This is a genomic window from Streptomyces sp. NRRL S-118, assembly GCF_000716335.1.
Taxonomy (GTDB): Bacteria; Actinomycetota; Actinomycetes; order Streptomycetales; family Streptomycetaceae; genus Streptomyces.
This window is the reverse complement of the sequence record NZ_KL591022.1, coordinates 38,982-54,657: the sequence shown is the minus strand read 5'-3', so window position 1 is coordinate 54,657 and position 15,676 is coordinate 38,982. Positions and strand designations below refer to the sequence as shown.

Annotated in this window: 12 protein-coding genes and 1 pseudogene; 3 read left to right on the top strand and 10 right to left on the bottom strand. The window is 70.3% G+C overall.

What is annotated here, in order from left to right:
* The 8 genes and pseudogenes from IH00_RS44340 to IH00_RS0128780 all read right to left on the bottom strand — a co-directional run.
* Positions 1-556, bottom strand: a pseudogene (locus IH00_RS44340) (histidine kinase); the annotation flags it as partial.
* Positions 557-573: 17 nt separating this feature from the next.
* Positions 574-1,260 (bottom strand): response regulator, encoded by a 687-nt coding sequence (locus IH00_RS0128815; RefSeq protein WP_031078669.1) that lies wholly within the window; start codon positions 1,258-1,260, stop codon positions 574-576.
* Positions 1,261-1,370: 110 nt separating this feature from the next.
* Positions 1,371-2,036: a potassium-transporting ATPase subunit C gene (locus IH00_RS0128810; RefSeq protein WP_031078668.1), complete on the bottom strand. Its 666-nt coding sequence runs from the start codon at positions 2,034-2,036 to the stop codon at positions 1,371-1,373.
* 8 nt (positions 2,037-2,044) lie between these two features.
* Positions 2,045-4,183 (bottom strand): potassium-transporting ATPase subunit KdpB, encoded by a 2,139-nt coding sequence (gene kdpB / locus IH00_RS0128805; protein WP_031078665.1) that lies wholly within the window; start codon positions 4,181-4,183, stop codon positions 2,045-2,047.
* Positions 4,180-5,844, bottom strand: a complete 1,665-nt coding sequence (gene kdpA / locus IH00_RS0128800; protein ID WP_031078663.1) for a potassium-transporting ATPase subunit KdpA — start codon at positions 5,842-5,844, stop codon at positions 4,180-4,182. The genes kdpB and kdpA overlap by 4 nt, the downstream gene beginning before the upstream one ends.
* An 8-nt stretch (positions 5,845-5,852) precedes the next feature.
* Positions 5,853-5,942: a K(+)-transporting ATPase subunit F gene (gene kdpF / locus IH00_RS39595; RefSeq protein ID WP_018845955.1), complete on the bottom strand. Its 90-nt coding sequence runs from the start codon at positions 5,940-5,942 to the stop codon at positions 5,853-5,855.
* 304 nt (positions 5,943-6,246) lie between these two features.
* Positions 6,247-6,336 carry a potassium-transporting ATPase subunit F gene (locus IH00_RS39590; RefSeq protein ID WP_039947521.1) on the bottom strand — a complete coding sequence of 30 codons (90 nt, stop codon included), beginning with the start codon at positions 6,334-6,336 and terminating at the stop codon, positions 6,247-6,249.
* 1,127 nt (positions 6,337-7,463) lie between these two features.
* Entirely contained in the window at positions 7,464-7,940 is a 477-nt protein-coding gene (locus tag IH00_RS0128780) for a GbsR/MarR family transcriptional regulator (protein ID WP_031078661.1), read from the bottom strand.
* 92 nt (positions 7,941-8,032) lie between these two features.
* Between IH00_RS0128780 and IH00_RS0128775 the strand changes: the two genes are divergently transcribed.
* Together IH00_RS0128775 and IH00_RS0128770 are read left to right on the top strand one after the other, a co-directional pair.
* Positions 8,033-8,932: an ABC transporter ATP-binding protein gene (locus tag IH00_RS0128775; RefSeq protein WP_031078660.1), complete on the top strand. Its 900-nt coding sequence runs from the start codon at positions 8,033-8,035 to the stop codon at positions 8,930-8,932.
* Complete coding sequence (locus IH00_RS0128770) at positions 8,929-10,488, top strand: ABC transporter permease (RefSeq protein ID WP_031078658.1); 1,560 nt, start codon at positions 8,929-8,931, stop codon at positions 10,486-10,488. The genes IH00_RS0128775 and IH00_RS0128770 overlap by 4 nt, the downstream gene beginning before the upstream one ends.
* A gap of 62 nt (positions 10,489-10,550) precedes the next feature.
* Here the strand turns inward: IH00_RS0128770 and IH00_RS0128765 are convergent, their stop codons facing one another.
* Positions 10,551-12,416: an APC family permease gene (locus tag IH00_RS0128765; protein ID WP_031078656.1), complete on the bottom strand. Its 1,866-nt coding sequence runs from the start codon at positions 12,414-12,416 to the stop codon at positions 10,551-10,553.
* A 211-nt stretch (positions 12,417-12,627) separates the two neighbouring features.
* Here IH00_RS0128765 and IH00_RS0128760 point away from each other — a divergent pair, with 211 nt between their 5' ends.
* Entirely contained in the window at positions 12,628-13,179 is a 552-nt protein-coding gene (locus tag IH00_RS0128760; protein WP_031078655.1) for a hypothetical protein, read from the top strand.
* Positions 13,180-13,339: 160 nt separating this feature from the next.
* On the opposite strand, the gene IH00_RS0128755 is transcribed toward IH00_RS0128760, so the two are convergent.
* Positions 13,340-15,322, bottom strand: a complete 1,983-nt coding sequence (locus IH00_RS0128755) for an APC family permease (protein WP_031078652.1) — start codon at positions 15,320-15,322, stop codon at positions 13,340-13,342.
* Positions 15,323-15,676: the final 354 nt, after the last annotated feature.

Here is a 15,676-nt window from a genome sequence, read left to right as displayed (position 1 = left end):
CGGCGTCGACCTTGTCCGGCTTGTAGATGTTGCCGTGCGCCATACGCCGGCGGAGCGCCTGGGGCGACATGTCGACCAGTTCGATCTGGTCGGCGCGGCGCACCACCTCGTCGGGGACCGTCTCCCGCTGCCGTACGCCGGTGATCGATTCCACGACGTCGCCCAGCGACTCCAGGTGCTGGATGTTGACGGTCGAGATCACGTCGATGCCGGCCGCGAGCAGCTCCTCGACGTCCTGCCAGCGCTTGGCGTTGCGCGAGCCGGGGACGTTGGTGTGGGCCATCTCGTCCACGAGGGCGACGGCGGGCCGGCGGGCCAGGACGGCGTCGACGTCCATCTCGGTGAAGGTGCCGCCCCGGTACTCGATCTCCCGGCGCGGGACCTGCTCCAGGCCGTGCAGCATCACCTCCGTACGGGGCCGGTTGTGGTGCTCGACGAAGGCGACGACGCAGTCGGTGCCGCGCTCCACGCGGCGGTGCGCCTCGGAGAGCATCGCGTACGTCTTGCCGACGCCCGGCGCCGCGCCGAGGTAGATCCGCAGCTTGCCGCGTGCCATGGTCTGTGTTTCCGTTCCTACGTCTCGAAGCGGTAGCCCATGCCGGGCTCGGTGATGAGGTACCGCGGATGGGACGGATCCGCTTCCAGTTTGCGTCGCAACTGGGCCATGTAGACCCGGAGGTGGTTCGTCTTGCTGCCGTGGGTGGGCCCCCACACCTCCTGGAGCAGTCGTTTCTGGCTGATGAGCCGCCCGGGGTTGCTGATCAGGATCTCCAGGAGGTGCCATTCGGTGGGTGTCAGCCGGACGTCGCGGCCTCCGCGCCGGACCTTCTTCGCGACGAGGTCGACGGTGAACTCGTCGGTCGTCACGAGGGCCGTCTCGGCAGCCGCCGGGGGCGCCGTGTCACTGCGGCGGGTGGCGGCGCGGAGCCTGGCCAGCAGCTCGGCCATGCTGAACGGTTTCGTCATGCAGTCGTCCGCGCCCGCGTCCAAAGCACGGATCTTGTCCTCGGAGCCGTTCCGGGCGGACAGCACGAGGATCGGGACGCGGGTCCAGCCACGCAAGCCCTCGATCACCTCGATGCCGTCCATGTCGGGCAGGCCCAGGTCGAGGAGGATCGCGTCGGGCTGACGGGCCGCCGCGAGCCGGAGGGCGGTCGCTCCGTCGGGTGCGGCGTCAACGTCGTAGGTGCGTGCCTCCAGGTTGATCACCAGGGCCCGTACGAGCTGGGGGTCGTCCTCCACGACCAGCACCCGGGTCATCGGCGTGCCGCCTTTCTGGTGAGGGATGGCGCGAGCTCGGGAGGCGGCGGCCCGGGGGTGCCCCTGATGCTCCCGGGCCCGCCGACTCGCCCGTTCTTCCGGTAAGGCCATCAGCCCCTGGCCAGTTCCTTCAGTGCGATGTTGAGCTTGAGGACGTTGACGCGGGGCTCACCGATGAAGCCGAGGATCCGTCCGTCGGTGTGCTCGGCGACCAGCTTCTCGACCTGCGTGACGTCGAGCTGGTTGTTCTCGGCGACGCGGTGGACCTGGAGCTTGGCGTACTCCGGGGAGATGTGCGGGTCCAGGCCGGAGGCGGAGGAGGTGACGGCGTCGGCCGGCACGTCACCGGGCTTCACCTTGTAGGTGGCAGTGCTGTTGTCCTTCACGACGGCGGCCTTGGCGTCCTTCACCCACTGGAGCAGCTCGGCGTTGTCACCGGACCGGTTGGTCGCGCCGGAGAGAAGCAGCTTGTACCGGGTGTTGACGGTGTTGGTGCCCAGGCCGTTGGACGGGCGCGGCTGGAACCACCTCAGGTCCGGCGCCGGGGTCTGCTCGCCCTCCTTCGCCGGCAGGTCGTAGCGCTGGCCGATGAGCTCGGAGCCGACGACCTTGCCGTCACTCCTGATCTCGGAGCCGTTGGCCTTGCCGGGGAACAATCCCTGGGCGACGCCGGTGACGGCCAAGGGGTAGAGCACCCCGGTGACCAGGGTCAGGACCAGCAGGGCGCGCAGCCCGGCGCCGATCAGGCGTGCGGTGTTGCCTACGGACGTGTTCATGATGGTCGTCACCCGATGCCAGGGATGAGGGAGAGGAGCAGGTCGATGATCTTGATGCCGATGAAGGGTGCGACGAGGCCGCCGATGCCGTAGATGCCGAGGTTCCGGCGGAGCATCCGGTCGGCGCTCATGGGCCGGTACCGCACGCCCCTCAGCGCCAGCGGCACCAGGGCGACGATGACGAGCGCGTTGAAGATCACCGCGGAAAGGATCGCCGACTCGGGCGAGGCCAGGCCCATGACGTTGAGCTTGTCCAGGCCGGGGTAGGCGATCGCGAACATTGCCGGGATGATCGCGAAGTACTTCGCCACATCATTGGCGATCGAGAACGTGGTCAGGGCACCCCGGGTGATGAGGAGTTGCTTGCCGATCTCGACGATCTCGATGAGCTTGGTGGGGTTGGAGTCGAGGTCCACCATGTTCCCGGCCTCCTTGGCGGCCGAGGTGCCGGTGTTCATCGCCACCCCGACGTCGGCCTGGGCGAGCGCCGGGGCGTCGTTCGTACCGTCGCCGGTCATCGCGACGAGCTTGCCACCGGCCTGCTCCCGCTTGATGAGGGCCATCTTGTCCTCGGGGGTGGCCTCGGCGAGGAAGTCGTCCACTCCCGCTTCCTCGGCGATGGCCCGGGCGGTCAACGGGTTGTCACCCGTGATCATCACCGTCTTGATGCCCATGCGGCGCAGCTCGTCGAACCGCTCCCGCATACCCTCCTTGACGACGTCTTTGAGATGGATGACGCCCAGGACCCGTACGCCCTTGTCGTCCTCGGCCGCCACGAGCAGCGGTGTGCCGCCGGCCTCCGAGATGTGGTTGGCGATCTCGTCGGCGTCGCCGGCGACCTGGCCGCCGCGCTCCTTCACCCACGCGATGACCGAAGCCGTCGCACCCTTGCGGACCTTGCGCCCGTCGACGTCCACGCCGGACATCCGGGTCCGGGCCGTGAATGCGATCCATTCGGCGTGGGCCAGTTCGCCCTGGTGGCGCTCGCGCAGCCCGTACTTCTCCTTGGCCAGTACGACGATGGAGCGGCCCTCGGGCGTCTCATCGGCGAGCGACGAGAGCTGGGCGGCGTCCGCCACCTCGGCGGCCGTGGTGCCCTTGACGGGCACGAAATCGGCGGCCTGCCGGTTGCCGAGCGTGATGGTGCCGGTCTTGTCGAGCAGCAGCGTCGACACGTCACCCGCCGCCTCGACGGCGCGGCCCGACATGGCCAGCACGTTGCGCTGGACGAGCCGGTCCATGCCCGCGATGCCGATCGCCGACAGCAGCGCGCCGATCGTCGTCGGGATCAGGCAGACCAGCAGGGCGACGAGGACGATCATCGAGGTCTGCGCGTCGGCGCCCGCGTGGATGGCGAACGGCTTCAGGGTCACCACGGCGAGCAGGAACACGATCGTGAGCGAGGCGAGCAGGATGTTCAGCGCGATCTCGTTGGGGGTCTTCTGCCGCGCGGCACCCTCGACGAGGTTGATCATGCGGTCGATGAACGTCTCGCCGGGCTTCGTCGTGATCTTGATGACGATCCGGTCGGACAGGACCTTCGTACCGCCGGTGACGGCCGACCGGTCGCCGCCGGACTCCCGGATGACCGGCGCCGACTCCCCCGTGATGGCGGACTCGTCCACGGACGCCACGCCCTCGACGACATCGCCGTCGCCCGGGATGATGTCGCCGGCCTCGCACACGACGAGGTCGCCGATCCGCAGCTCGGTGCCGGGCACGCGCTCCTCACCGCTGCCGCCGAGACGGCGGGCGACCGTGTCGGTCTTGGCCTTGCGCAGCGTGTCGGCCTGGGCCTTGCCGCGGCCCTCGGCCACCGCCTCCGCCAGGTTGGCGAAGATCGTGGTGAGCCACAGCCACACGGTGATCGCCCAGCCGAACCAGTCGCCGGGATCCTTACAAGCCAGCAGCGTGGTGGCCACGGAACCGATGAGGACCACGAACATCACCGGGGACTTGACCATCATCCGGGGGTTGAGCTTACGGATCGCGTCCGGGAAGGACGTGACCAGTTGCCCGGGGTCGAACAGGCCCCCGGCGACCCGGCCCGCGTCGGGCTGGTGACCGGTCGGCACATCGTGATGGGGCGCTGGGGCCGCAGGGGCCGTGGACATGGGGTTCTCTTGTTTCGTCACGTCGGTGGTCATGACGCCAGCCCTTCGGCGAGCGGTCCCAGAGCCAGGGCCGGGAAGTAGGTCAGTCCGGTGATGATCACGATGGTGCCGACGAGCAGGCCGGTGAACAGCGGCTTCTCGGTGCGCAGGGTGCCTGCCGTCCTGGGCACCGGTGTCTGCTCGGCGAGCGAGCCGGCGAGCGCCAGCACGAACACCATCGGCACGAACCGGCCGAGCAGCATGGCGAGCCCGATGGTGGTGTTGAACCACTGAGTGTCGGCGTTCAGGCCGGCGAAGGCGCTGCCGTTGTTGTTGGCGCCGGAGGTGTAGGCGTACAGGACCTCGGAGAAGCCGTGTGCACCACTGTTCGTCATGGAGGTCGCCGGGGTGTCCAGCGCCACGGCGGCGGCGGTGAAGCAGAGCACCAACGCGGGGGTGACCAGGATGTAGCAGGACGCCAGCTTGATCTCGCGGGTGGAGATCTTCTTGCCCAGGTACTCGGGCGTACGGCCGACCATCAGTCCGGCGATGAACACCGCGATGATCGCCATGATCAGCATGCCGTACAGGCCGGAGCCCACCCCGCCGGGCGCGATCTCGCCCAGCATCATGCCGAGCATCGTGATACCGCCGCCCAGCCCGGTGTACGAGGAGTGGAACGAATCCACCGCACCGGTGGAGGTCAGGGTCGTGGAGACCGCGAAGATCGACGAGGCGCCGATGCCGAAGCGGGTCTCCTTGCCCTCCATCGCACCGCCCGCGGCCTCGAGGGCCGGGCCGTGGCCGGCGAACTCCGTAGCCCACATGAGCAGAACGAATCCGACGCAGATGGTCGCCATCGTGCCGAGGATCGCGTAGCCCTGCTTCAGAGAGCCGACCATCCGCCCGAAGGTGCGGGTCAGCGAGAACGGGATCAGGAGGATCAGGAAGATTTCGAACAGGTTGGTGAAGCCGTCGGGGTTCTCGAAGGGGTGGGCGGAGTTGGCGTTGAAGTAGCCGCCGCCGTTCGTTCCCAGCTCCTTGATGACCTCCTGCGAGGCGACCGCGCCGCCGTTCCACTGCTGGGAGCCGCCCATGAACTGCCCGATCTCATGGATGCCGGCGAAGTTCTGGATGGCGCCACTGGCGACCAGGACGATCGCGCCGATGACGGAGATCGGCAGCAGGATCCGGACGACACCGCGCACCAGGTCGGCCCAGAAGTTCCCCAGATCACCGGTGCGGGACCTGGCGAAGCCGCGTACCAGCGCGACGGCGACCGCGATGCCGACGGCGGCGGAGACGAAGTTCTGCACCGCCAGGCCACCGGTCTGCACGACGTGGCCCATGGCCTGCTCGCCGTAGTACGACTGCCAGTTGGTGTTCGACACGAACGACGCGGCGGTGTTGAACGCCTGGTCCGGGTCGATCGACACGAAGCCGAGCGAACCGGGCAGCGAGCCCTGGAGCCGCTGCAGGCCGTAGAGGAAGAGAACGCTCACGGCCGAGAAGGCCAGGACACCGCGCAGGTAGGCGGGCCAGCGCATCTCGACGTCAGGGTTGGCGCCGATGGCCTTGTAGACCCACTTCTCCACCCGCAGGTGCTTGTCGGAGGAGTAGACCCGGGCCATGTAGTCGCCGAGCGGGCGGTATGCCAGGGCGAGCGCGGCAATCAGCGCGAGCATCTGGAGCACACCGGCGAGGAAAGGGCTCATGGATGTGCTCAGAACCTCTCCGGCTTGACCAGGGCGAGGACCAGGTAACCCAGTAGAGCGACGGCCACGACCAGCCCGACGATGTTCTCGGCAGTCACAGCTTCGCCACCCCCTTGGCGATGAAGGCCACCAGCGCGAACACCGCGATCGTGGTGACGACGAAGGCCACGTCGGCCATCGAGACACTCCTGAATGAAGACGATGAGATGAAAATCCGTCCCTCGGACCGTTCGAGGAAACCGCATCCCAGCCGGACCGCAGCGCTCGTTGACGGCTCCCTTACGGCCGTCAGCGCCGTTTTGACGGACCCTGTACGCCCTCATTCGGCCGCAGTGGCCTGTGCGGCTCGGAGCCGTCGCGGCGGTGTGGGGCACCGCTCAGTCACACAGGCCGTCCGGCGCGTCAGAACTTCTCCGGGTACCTCACCGCTGCCACCAGGTATCCGATGAGGGCGAGGGCGACGATGAGCCCGACAACGTTCTCCGCATCCATCCTGGACCGACTCCTTGGTGGGGTGATCTTCTCCGTCAGGCGAAGCGTCTCGCCGCGGGGGCAGGGCCACCCGTCGTCTTGACGGCACCATGGCGGTGCGTGGGTGAAAGCTGACACGACCTTGACGCGGCGCGTGCGCCGGAGCGTGCGCAGCGGCCGCACGTCCGGGAAACCGGGTTGGCTGACGCCCCCTCTATGCGCTTTCCGCTCTCTTGACGCGAGCCCGACGTCCGCTTGATGCGAGCGTCCAGGACGTCGTCAGGGCTCCGTAAGTACCGGCCCCTTCAGCGCATTCGGCGCCTCCGTTGCGGCTACGTTTTCCCGCGGCCACTCAAAGCCGCGGCCACTCAAAGCCGCGGGCACCACCGGGCCCGCCGGGACGGCGTACGCGGCGGCGCGCACTTCCTCCCCATCGGTTCGTCGCCGCGACCGCGCGCGGCCTTGTCGTGCGGAGGTACCTCCGCACGACAAGGCTCCCGAAGCACTCATGTGCCCCTCCTGCCACTCCGCCTCCGTCACTCCGGAAGGTCTTCCGCGATGCTCTCCCCCACCCGGCAGCAAGCTCCACCGGATACGGGAGAGCGCGACCGCAGGGCTGCACCCCGGCGGCGTACCAGGCGTGGCGGGGCGGTCTGCTGGACCCCGAGCAGATGCCGGCGTCCTTCCCGGAGGCCCTGCGCAAGGTTCATCCGCGCTCCCTGGTGACGGCCGCACCGCCGAGGAGGCGCGGGGCGCCGTCGGCCGGCGCATCGCCACCGCACCGGACCGGCGCATCGCCACCGCCCCGGACCTGCGCCGCCGGCGCCTCGCCCTCGCCCTCGCCCGCGCCCGCGCCACCGCACTGTGCGCGGACGCGGTGTCGCGGGGCCGAACCGCGAGCGGGACCCGTACGCGGGACGACCGCTCCCGCCGGCTGCCGGCCTGACGGCGGGCTTCCGCCTGGGACGCGAGTACGTCCACTACGCCTACAGGCACCGACAGTTGCGCGCACAGAGGCTGTCAGGCAAGTGCTCCTCCGCCGTCCGCGCCACCGTCGCGCGCACGGCGGCGAGCGGGGTGCGCCTGACCCAGTGGCCGACGCGTTGTCGAGAACCGGGGCGCGTCATCACGGCGTTCCGGCACGCCGGTCAGCCGGGCTGCGGACGCGTCGCACGGTGTTCGCGCCAGCGGTCCAGCATCTGGTGCATCTCCTTCTGGAGGAACTCGAAGAACTCCGCCGTCTCCGCCACCCGCGCCCCCGCCGCCGAGTCCCGGCCCAGGCTCTCGGCGCCCTCGCGCAGGATGGCCTCCCAGCGGGTGAGGATCTGGTCGCGGCGGGTGAAGGTCTCGTACCAGAGCTCGTTGTGCAGGACGTACCGGTCCCGCCGCGAGCCAGGCTCGCGCTCACGGCTGACCATGCCGACCTGGTTGAGGTAGCGGATGGCACCGGAGACCGCGGCCGGGCTGATCCGCAGCTGCTCGGAGAGTTCGGCGGAGGTCCGCGAACCGCTGTCGGAGGCGAGCAGCGCGGCGAAGACGCGGGAGGCCATGCGCTGCATGCCGGCCTCGGTCAGCTCGGCCGCGAAGCGCTCCACGAAACGGCTCACCTGTTCCTCGTTGCCCATGGGCTCATCGTCTCCCGTCGTCCGGTGCACCTCCCGACTTTATACGGTTCCTTAACTTCACAAATTTGTGAAACATGCGTACGTTCTGAAGCATGACGAACGCCATCACCGTCACCGGACTGCACAAGTCGTTCGGGCGGACGCACGCGCTGGACGGCCTCGACCTGACCGTCGCCACCGGCGAGGTCCACGGCTTCCTCGGCCCCAACGGCGCCGGGAAGTCCACCACCATCCGGGTCCTGCTGGGCCTGCTGCGCGCCGACTCCGGCGCCGCCCGGCTCCTCGGCCGCGACCCCTGGCACGACGCCGTCGAGCTGCACCGGCGCGTCGCGTACGTCCCCGGCGACGTCACCCTGTGGCGCAACCTCTCCGGAGGCGAGGTCATCGACCTGTACGGACGCCTGCGCGGCGGCCTCGACAAGGCCCGCCGGGCCGAACTCGTCGAACGGTTCGAGCTCGACCCCACCAAGAAGGGGCGCACGTACTCCAAGGGCAACCGCCAGAAGGTCGCCCTCGTCGCCGCCTTCGCCTCCGACGTGGACGTGCTGATCCTCGACGAGCCGACGAGCGGTCTCGACCCGCTCATGGAGGCGGTCTTCCAACGGTGCGTCGCCGAGGAACGCGACCGCGGCCGGACCATCCTGCTCTCCTCGCACATCCTCAGCGAGGTGGAGAGCCTCTGCGACCGGGTCAGCATCATCCGCAAGGGCCGCACCGTGGAGACCGGCTCACTCGCCGAACTGCGCCACCTCACCCGGACGAGCGTCACCGCCGAGCTCGCCGGACCGCCCAACGGACTCGCGTACCTCCCCGGCGTCCACGACCTCGACGTACAGGGCCACCGCGTCAGCCTCCAGGTCGACGCCGACCACCTGAACGCGGTGCTGACGTCCCTCGCCGCCTCCGGCGTACGGTCGCTGATCAGCACCCCGCCCACCCTGGAGGAGCTTTTCCTGCGGCACTACGCCGTCGCCGAGGAGGCCGGGCGATGAGCGCGCTGACCGGCACGGGAACCCTTGCGCGGCTCGCGCTGCGCCGCGACCGGCTGATGCTGCCCCTGTGGGCGGTGGTCACCGGCGGCATGGTCGCGAGCGGCGCCGGCTCGATCGGGGCGCTGTACGACACGCCCGCCGCGCGCGCCGAGGTCGCCGCGTCGATGAACGCGAACAGCTCGATCCGGTCCTTGTACGGGCCGGTGTTCGGCGACTCGACCGGCGCGCTGGTGGCGTGGCGGTTCGGGGTCTTCGCGGCGGCGCTGGCAGCCGTGATGAGCCTGATCATCGTCGTACGGCACACCCGGGAGGAAGAGGAGACAGGGCGTCAGGAGATGCTGTCGGCGGGCCGGGTGGGCCGCCGGGCGCCGCTGACCGCCGCGCTGCTGACCGCGCTGACCGCCAACGCCGCCGTCGCGCTGCTCATCACCGCCGGGCTGGCCGGCGAGGGCGCGGCCGGAGCCCTCGCGCTCGGTCTCGCGGTCGGTGGGACCGGCATGGTGTTCGCCACCATGGCCGCGATCGTCGCCCAGCTCACCGAGAGCGCGCGGCTCGCGAAGGGCCTCACGGCGGTGGCGCTGGGGCTGGCGTTCCTGCTGAGGGCAGCGGGCGATGCGGGGGGCGCGTCCGCGCTGACCTGGTTGTCCCCCGTCGGCTGGGCCGAGCACGTCCGCGCCTTCGCCTCCGAGCGCTGGTGGGTGCTGCTGCTCATGGCCGCGGCGGTCGCTGCCCAGACGGCCGTGGCCTACGGGCTCGCCGGGCGGCGCGACGTCGGTATGAGCTTCCTGCCGGCCCGCCCCGGTCCGGCCTCCGGTCGCCTCGGCGCCGCCGGCGCCCTCGCGTGGCGGCTCCAGCGGGGCGGCGTCCTCGGCTGGACGCTGGGCTTCCTGGCCGCGGGACTCATCTTCGGCGGCATGGTCGAGGGTGCCGGCGACCTGGTCGGCGACAATGCCCGGGCACGGCAGATCTTCGAGCGCATGGGCGGCCGCAGCGGCCTGGAGGACGCCTTCCTCGCCGCGATGACCGGCCTCTTCGGGATGGTCGCCGCGCTGTACGTCGTCGGCTCGGTCCTGCGCCTGCACGGCGAGGAGACCTCCGGCCGCGCCGAGCCGATCCTCGCCAACGCCGTGAGCCGCCTGCGCTGGGCGGCGGGCCACCTGCTCATCGCCTTCGGCGGCGCGGCGCTGCTCATGGTCGCGGCGGGGGTCGGCCTGACCCTCTCGTACGGCCGGGACGCCGGGCCCGTCCTGACCGCCGCGCTCGCCCAACTCCCGGCGGTCTGGGCCCTGGGCGGCGTGGCGGTACTGCTGTACGGCGCCCTGCCGAAGGCGGTCCCGGCGGCGTGGGCTGCCGCCGGGCTGTGTCTGGCGCTGGGCTGGATCGGCCCGGCGCTGGACCTTCCGCAACTCGTCCTGAACGTCTCGCCGTTCGGCCACCTCCCGAAGCTCCCCGGCGCGGCCGTGGCCTGGCCGCCGCTGCTGATCCTCGGGGCAGTGACGGGCGCGCTGGTGGCCGCGGGACTGACCGGACTGCGGCGGCGGGACCTGGTGACCTGAACCGCAGCCCTGTCACCATTCCGCGCGCAGCTCCGGTGCGGTGTCGCCGACAACACGCTCGGTCAACGCGTCTGGAGCCGAAGGCGCAGTCGGCACACCGCCGCGTCCGTGTCGCGCCGTACGGCATGTGCCACCACCGCGCCCCGTTGGTTCTGCAGAAGCCGCTGCCACAGGTGAGCCGGCTCGACCTCGGGGATGAGTACGGTGATCCGTACGCCGGGATCGGCGGCTGTCAGCTCTCGTATGTAGGCGGCGACGGGACGTCCGAGCGTTCGGCGGGCCGAGGCGAGCGCGACGAGCGGAACGCCGGGGTTCCACAGGGCCCAGTCCCGGAGGAGGGCCCTGCCGTGGGCGCGGTCCTCCGGGTCCTGGTGGCAGACCGTGACCGCGCGCACCTCGTCGCCCAGGGAGACGGCGGCCGTCAGGGCCTCGCTGGTCAGCCGGGTCAGCGAGGACACCGGAACGAGGATCAGGGAGCGCTCGCGGCGCGGGGCCCGGGGAATCCGGCCCACTTCGAGGTGTTCCCCGATCGTGGCGTACGCGCGGTGGACGCGGACGAAGACGGCGACCAGCAGTGGGAGGGCGAGGGCGATCAGCCAGGCGCCGTCACGGAACTTGGTGGCGGTGACGACGATCGCACTGACGCCCGTGAGCGCCGCGCCCAGGCCGTTGAGCGCCGCTTTGCCGGCCCAGCGCGGACCGCGCGCGGCACGCCAGTGGAGCACCATGCCGGTCTGAGCGAGGGTGAAGCCGACGAAGACGCCGATCGCGAAGAGCGGGACGAGGGTATTGGTGTCGCCGCCCGAGAAGACCAGCAGCGCGGCGGAGACCGCGGCGAGGGCGAGGACGCCGTGCCGGTGGACCTGGCGGTCGGCCTTCAACGCGAAGACGTGCGGCACATGGTTGTCCCGCGCGAGCAGCTTCAGCAGGACGGGCAGGCCGCCGAAGGAGGTGTTCGCCGAGAGTGCCAGCAGCACCATGGTGGCGAACTGGACGACGTAGAAAGCGGCGTTGTGCCCGAGGGACGCGTCGGCGAGCTGGGCGAGGACGGTGACGCCTTCGACCGGCAGCAGGTCGAACCGGGATATCAGGACGGAGAGTCCGATCAGCATGACGCCGAGGAGTACGCCGAGCGCGACTTCGGCGTGCTGGGCACGGCGGGCCGCCGGGGCGCGGAAGGTGGGGACGGCGTTGGCGATCGCCTCGACGCCCGTCAGGGCGGAGCAGCCCGAGGCGAACGCCTTGAGCAGGAGCAGGGCTCCGACGGTGGTGGCGTTGTCGGCCAGTACGGAGGCGTGGCCGGCGGATGCCGCCGTGGAGGCCGGTGCGTCCCGGAACAGGCCGACCACGATGAGCGTGAGGATCGCGCCGACGAAGAGGGCGGTCGGCACGATGAAGGCGCGCGCCGAGTCGACGATGCCGCGCAGGTTCACCGCGGTGATCACCGCCAGCACGGCCAGGCACAGCCACAGCCGGTCGCCGTACAGGCCGGGGAAGGCCGAGGTCAGGGCGGCGACGCCGGCAGTGACCGCGACGGCGACGTTCAGCACATAGTCCAGGACGAGGGACGCGGCGGCCACCAGGCCGGTGCGGCGGCCGAGGTGCGCCTTGGCGACCGCGTAGCTGCCGCCTCCGTCCGGGTACGCGGCGATCACCTGCCGGTACGAGGCGACGAGAACGGCGAGCAGCGCGGCGATGGCGATGGTGACCGGGAGGGTGAACCCGAGCCCGTGCGCTCCCGCCGCCGCGAGCACCAGGACGATGACCTCGGGCCCGTACGCGACCGACGCCATCGCGTCCAGCGAGAGCGCGGCCACGCCGGTGACCGCCGTGAGCTGGTGCCGGGTGGTGGTATCGGTGTCGGTATCCGATTCGGGAGGTTCCTCGGCGCCCTGCGCGGCACCAGGCTCGGCGGTGAGAACGGACATGTGCGATGAGCTCCTTCGTGCGGGTGAGCTCAGCGTGCACTCCTGTTGAGCTGCCGGGGTTCGACACTGGCGCGTTCTTGGCGCCCGACCGGCGGGCCTTCACGGCTTCTTGACGCCATGGGTCAGTACCTCGTCAAAAACCGCCCGTGCGCCGTCAGTGCTGTGTCAACGTCGGCGCCGCTGCCCGTCGGCGGTCCGTAGCGTCGGACGCATGGGACGACGCATCACTCGGTCCGTGACCGACGAGGGCTGGTCAGGGGAAGCGCGCGGCGCGTGCTGCTGCTCCGCGTTGCTCTTGGTGATGCTCCTGGTCATCGACGGCCTTTCCGGTGGCCTCAACGCGGCCAGGCTCACTTTGTGGACGGCGCTCGCCGCCCTGCTGTTCGTCGTGCTCTTGCCCTCACGGGTGACCGCCGGCCCCGGATGGCTGACGACACGTGGGCTGCTGGGCCGCCACAGCGTCCGCACCGACCTGCTCGTATCGGTCCACTGGTCCGACGGCGTCGCCCAGCGACTGGTATTACGGGATCTCGCTGGTGAACAGGTCGTCCTCGACCCGCGCGTCCTCATCGACAATCCCGCCCTGTGGCACCTGTTCGACGGTGGCGTCCGTGCGTCACTGGGGCGGGGCACTCTGCTGTGCGGGGCGACCGCGCTGCGGGAACTGTCCCGGCGCGCCGAGCGGGAGGTGTCGCGGACCGTCCTCGAGCTCTCCGGTGGTGCGGACTGGCTCCGGCCCGAGGACAGGCGCCCAGCGGCGTAGGACCGGGGGGCGCGGGCGGCGGTCCCCACGAGGTACCCGGGGATGAAGACCCGATCACTCCCCGGGGGTTGTCGCGCCGGATGGAAGGTACGTGGTCGACGACCGGACGCCTTGCCGGGACCAGGTGTCGGACCACCACCTGGTCCCGGAACATCGACGGTCAGCCGCCTACGTGGATGCCGGGTCGGCGGGTGGGGTCCGGTTCGTGTTTGCGGATGATCTCGCGGGTGACGGGAGCGGTGTCGCCGCGGCCGAGGAGAAAGTAGCGGAACATGTGCTTGAGCGGGCTGCCTTCGGCCCAGGCGAAGTAGCAGTGCGGCTGGATGCCGGTGGTGTCGCGGAGGGTCAGCAGGATGGCGGCGATGGCGTTGGGTGCGGCCGGGGCTTCGGCGCGCAGGACGCGGTATCCGTCGACTTCGACGCCGTGGACGGTGAGGGTCTCGCTGAAGTCGGAGGGGTCGACGACGTCGATTTCCAGGAACAGCACGTCGGCCGGGGCGGGCACGGGGTTGGTGCCGCGCTGCTCGCGCTCCTTGGCGCTGTATTCGGCGCGGTCACCGGCCTCACGGCGGTTGGCGATGATGTTTATGGCGTTGTCGTGGGCCAGGGTGTCGGTGATGAACTGACGGGCGGCGGGGTCGAAGACGATGCGGTCGGCTCGCAGTTCGGTGGTGCGGGAGACCCGGGAAATCAGCGACACGATGACGATGCCTGCGATGAAGAAGCCCGAGATGGCGATGCCGTCGGGCTTGTCGATGATGTTGGCGCCCAGGGCGTAGAACAGGACGGCTGTGAGGAGGGCGAAGCCGATGGCGGCCGCGCGACGGCGACGGCGTGCGACGGAGACGGTGACGGCGAAGGCGCCGGAGACCATCATGGCCAGGATGCCGGTGGCGTAGGCGCCGGCCTGGGAGTCCACGTCGGCGTCGAAGGCGATCGTGATGGCGACGCACACGGCGGTGTAGACGATGACGACGGGGCGTACGGCGCGCCCCCATTCCGGGGCCATGCCGTAGTCGGGCAGGTAGCGGGGGACGATGTTGATCAGTCCTGCCATGGCGGAGGCACCGGCGAACCACAGGATGAGGATGGTGCTGATGTCGTAGATGGTGCCGAAGGTCTCGCCCACGTGCTCGTGGGCCAGCCAGGCCAGCGCGCGGCCGTTGGCGGCGCCACCCGGTTCGAACTGCTCGTGGGGGATGAGGACGGTGGTGACGAAGCTCGCGGACAACAGGTAGACGCTCATGATAAGCGCGGCGGTGGTCAGCAGCTTGCGGGTGTTGCGGATGCGTGATCGCAGGCGCTGCTCCCCGTCAGCGCCTTTGGCGGCGACCAGCGGCATCATGCTCACGCCGGTCTCGAAGCCCGACAGGCCGAGCACCAGCAGAGGGAAGGCCAGCAGCGCCGGGCCCATCAGATCGCCCGGGCCGCCTCCGCCTTCGACGAGGGCATCCGTCCACGCCGACCAGGCTCCCGGTGTGGTGAAGACATGAGCCAGGCCCACCGCGATCACGACGGCGTTCAGCACGAGGAAGACAGCGACCAGCGGGATGGCCACGCTGACCGCTTCGCTGAACCCGAGCAGGAACACTCCGCCGAGCACCAGCAGCAGCGCCACCGTGAGGGCGACCTCGTGTCCGTGCAGAGCCTGGGGGAAGAAGGGGTTTTCGACCACGTGCACGGAGGCGTCCGCAGTGGACAGCGTGATCGTGATGATCCATGACGTCGCCACGAAGCCGAGCAGGACCAGCACGAACAGCTTGCCCCACCAGAACGGCAGCAGGTCCTCCAGCATCGCCACCGACCCGGCCCCGTGCGGGCTCTCCTTCGCCACCCGCCGGTACATCGGAAGCATCCCGAGCAGAGTCAGCGCCACGATCAGCAGCGTCGCCAAAGGCGATACGGCGCCGGCGGCCAGTGCGGCGATCGCCGGCACGTAGGCGAGGCTGGAGAAGTAGTCCACCCCGGTCAGGCACATCACCTTCCACCAGGCGTGCGGCTCGGCGTGCCCCTCACCGGCCGCAGGGCCGACCGGCTGCACCTGGTGGTGCAGCAACCACCGAGCCACCTTGCCGCTCGGCTGTGCCCGCAGAGCGGGGCTCTCCACCACTTCCGGCACCGCAGGTTCGTTCACGTCGTCCATATCCCCCATCAGCCTTTCCTACCTGCTCAGAGCACCGGTCATGGATGCCGTCGCACTCACGGCACGATCAACGAGTATGCGACCATCGGCCGCGTCAGCCCTCTTGGGGGCCGACACGCGGGCGCGTCGGGTGCCCTGCGGCCTTGTTCTCCCACCCCTCGTTCCCAGCTCCGGCCGCTGAATCCCCGGCACATGGACTCTTGGGTGACTTCGGGACGGCGAGCCATCCGCCGGGACATGCTGGATCGGTGACGTCGTGGTCGGCTCGGTCACCCTCCAGGACCGCGCCGCCCTGAGCCGGACGCGAACGTCACCGGCTCACCTCCGCGACGGCGGGGAACGCGGTCTCACCGA

Coding starts and splice junctions, on each gene's coding strand:
- IH00_RS0128780 (WP_031078661.1), bottom strand. CDS start 7,940: ATGGGCAACGAGGAACAGGTGAGCCGTTTCGTGGAGCGCTTCGCGGCC.
- IH00_RS0128765 (WP_031078656.1), bottom strand. CDS start 12,416: ATGTCCGTTCTCACCGCCGAGCCTGGTGCCGCGCAGGGCGCCGAGGAA.
- IH00_RS0128770 (WP_031078658.1), top strand. CDS start 8,929: ATGAGCGCGCTGACCGGCACGGGAACCCTTGCGCGGCTCGCGCTGCGC.
- IH00_RS0128760 (WP_031078655.1), top strand. CDS start 12,628: ATGGGACGACGCATCACTCGGTCCGTGACCGACGAGGGCTGGTCAGGG.
- IH00_RS0128815 (WP_031078669.1), bottom strand. CDS start 1,260: ATGACCCGGGTGCTGGTCGTGGAGGACGACCCCCAGCTCGTACGGGCC.
- kdpB (WP_031078665.1), bottom strand. CDS start 4,183: ATGACCACCGACGTGACGAAACAAGAGAACCCCATGTCCACGGCCCCT.
- IH00_RS39590 (WP_039947521.1), bottom strand. CDS start 6,336: ATGGATGCGGAGAACGTTGTCGGGCTCATCGTCGCCCTCGCCCTCATC.
- IH00_RS0128810 (WP_031078668.1), bottom strand. CDS start 2,036: ATGAACACGTCCGTAGGCAACACCGCACGCCTGATCGGCGCCGGGCTG.
- IH00_RS0128775 (WP_031078660.1), top strand. CDS start 8,033: ATGACGAACGCCATCACCGTCACCGGACTGCACAAGTCGTTCGGGCGG.
- IH00_RS0128755 (WP_031078652.1), bottom strand. CDS start 15,322: ATGGACGACGTGAACGAACCTGCGGTGCCGGAAGTGGTGGAGAGCCCC.
- kdpA (WP_031078663.1), bottom strand. CDS start 5,844: ATGAGCCCTTTCCTCGCCGGTGTGCTCCAGATGCTCGCGCTGATTGCC.